The following is a 2,521-nucleotide window of genomic DNA, read 5'->3' as shown; positions in this document are numbered from 1 at the left end:
AGGCTTCGACCAATAAATTGAGTAACTTAGTGGCCTGCACTACGCTCACCTGCTGACCTAAAACGGCTCGGCAACCCGCCTCAAATAAAGATCCTGCTCCCGGGATCCTAAGACCTGATTTAGGGATTAACTTAAGATCGGTCAAACGCTGTAGGTTGTGCTCAATCAGCTGCATATCTGCATCGAGATCTAAAATGCGCCGCACTTGGGTGATGAGTTTTTGTAGGCCGGCCAAGGGCGAGTCGGGTGTTAATGTCAGTGTGATTTTAAAGCGATGCAAATGTGCCTCATGGGCGATACGCACCACTGCGCAGATATCCTCAAGTTGCAAGGTGCGACCATACTCAAGTGTATCTTGGGACATCATGTCGTTGGAGTCATGATTTGCCCCCTCACTAAACCACTCCATTCCCGCCACGGCGCGCAGGCGATAAAAGGCTAACTGCGCCGGCCAATCGAGCGACGGTCGGTAATACTGATATAGACTCAAACTGTGCGCTGGCATCTCCTGCGGACTAGCCTTATTAGTTCTCTCCTCTTCCTCTAACTTGGCAGTCGACTTCAGACTGGATTTTCTTAACTGTGTGGGCGTTAATTGCAGAGTCTGTTGAAATGCCTCGTTGAAACGGCGAATACTGTTAAAGCCTGCGGCAAGCGCAACCTGAGTGATGGGCAGCTGCGTCTGATGCAACAACTGTTTTGCGAACATTAACTGACGATAGAGTGCAAATTGCTTAGGCGAAGTGCCAAATCCAGAGGTAAATAACTTATTTAGATAACGGCTGCTGATCCCCAGTTTGTCCGCCAAGGCCTCGACCGTTAATCCATGCTCACCCGATAAGGCGCCAGCTTCAATCAAACCTATAGCTCTGTCTAGGGTTGTGCCTGTCCCTTTCCACGGATTAGAGCCTGGTGCACTGTCTGGGCGGCAACGTAGGCAAGGCCTCAGCCCCGCCTGTGCGGCTTTAATGGCCGAGTCGAAATAACGTACGTTTTCTTCTTTAGGTGCAACGGCAGGGCACACCGTTCGGCAGTAAATGCCCGTACTTAACACGCCCACAAAGAACTTACCGTCAAAACGTGGATCACGGCTGATGCGAGCCTCGCGGCAAATCGTCGCGGATAAGTAGCACTCTTGCAAATCGTTTACTACCGGCACGACTAGTGGTTTAGTGGTTGGTTTTGGACTCACTGCTATCAGCTTCATTTGGCTATCCGACAATCTTATTCACAATTTTGTACTTGTCGGTTACTGTACGTCACCCTATGCTAGCACACTCGCGGAAAACGGAACTGGATCATCGCGTGCTTTTAAAGTGCAAGATCCTATATGCTAGACACCTCGACGTTTTTCCCCATTTACTTTTCTCAATAAAATAGAGTCAATTCATGTTTAAACGATTTGAATCTTGGGTGGAAGCCCTACCGGATGGCGAACCAACCAAGCCTCCCACGGGGGTGTATGCGTTTTGCCGTCACTACACTAAGGGTTATGAATTACCGCTGATATTAATGTCAGTGCTGACGGCCTTCATCGCTATGCTCGAAGTTTCACTCTTTGGCTTTATGGGACAATTAGTCGATTGGTTAGTGAAAAAAAGCCCAGAGACGCTCTATCAGGATGAAGGTTCAACGCTGATATTAATGGGTGTAATGGTCCTAGTGGTGATGCCATTGTTAGTGCTATTTCATGCACTGATCATGCATCAAACCTTGCTGGGCAATTATCCCATGTCGATCCGCTGGCTTGCGCACCGCTATCTGCTCAAGCAAAGCGTCTCCTTCTATCAGAATGACTTTGCTGGCCGTATTGCCACTAAGGTGATGCAAACCTCCCTTGCGGTGCGTGAAACCGTAATGAAGTTGCTCGATGTACTGGTATACATTTTAGTGTACTTCACCTCCATGCTGGTGATGGTGGCCAGTGCCGATGTGCGCCTAGTGGTCCCGATGCTGATTTGGCTAGCGCTCTATATTGGTCTGCAATGGTACTTTGTGCCGCGGCTTAAAACGGTCTCAACCGAACAGGCCGATGCCCGCTCGACAATGACGGGCCGAATTGTCGACAGTTACACCAATATCACCACGGTAAAACTGTTTGCCCATACGGATAAAGAAGCCGATTACGCTAAAGCGAGTATGCGCAGTTTCCTCGATACCGTTTATCGCCAAATGCGCCTTGTCACGGGGATCAGCGTCAGCGTACAAATCATTAACTACTTACTCGCGTTCAGCATTGCCGCCGTATCAATCACGCTCTGGAGTGACAATGCTATCTCGGTGGGTGCAATTGCAATTGCAGTGAGTTTAGCGCTGCGCCTCAATGGGATGTCGCAGTGGATCATGTGGGAAATCAGTTCATTATTTGAAAATATTGGTACAGTCACCGATGGGATGAACACCCTTTCCAAGACGACACTCATTCAAGACTCGCCAGATGCAAACACCTTAGTAGTGGAACAAGGTCGGATCGATTTTAATCAGGTGAGCTTTCATTATGGTGAAAATACTGGCGTAATCG

The 2,521-nt window shown here is 48.8% G+C and carries 2 protein-coding genes; one reads left to right on the top strand and one right to left on the bottom strand.

What is annotated here, in order from left to right; translation table 11 throughout:
• On the bottom strand, nt 1–1,207 hold a 1,207-nt coding region (locus L976_RS07040), incomplete at its 3' end, for a bifunctional transcriptional activator/DNA repair enzyme AdaA (RefSeq protein WP_052184059.1).
• Between the two features lie 182 nt (nt 1,208–1,389).
• Between L976_RS07040 and L976_RS07035 the strand changes: the two genes are divergently transcribed.
• A partial coding sequence (locus L976_RS07035) for an ABC transporter transmembrane domain-containing protein (protein WP_047540229.1) occupies nt 1,390–2,521 on the top strand: 1,132 nt, incomplete at its 3' end.

The organism is Shewanella sp. ZOR0012, from assembly GCF_000798835.1.
In the GTDB taxonomy this organism is placed as follows: Bacteria; Pseudomonadota; Gammaproteobacteria; order Enterobacterales; family Shewanellaceae; genus Shewanella; species Shewanella xiamenensis.
The sequence above is the reverse complement of the archived record's forward strand: the minus strand, read 5'-3'. Positions and strand labels throughout refer to the sequence as shown.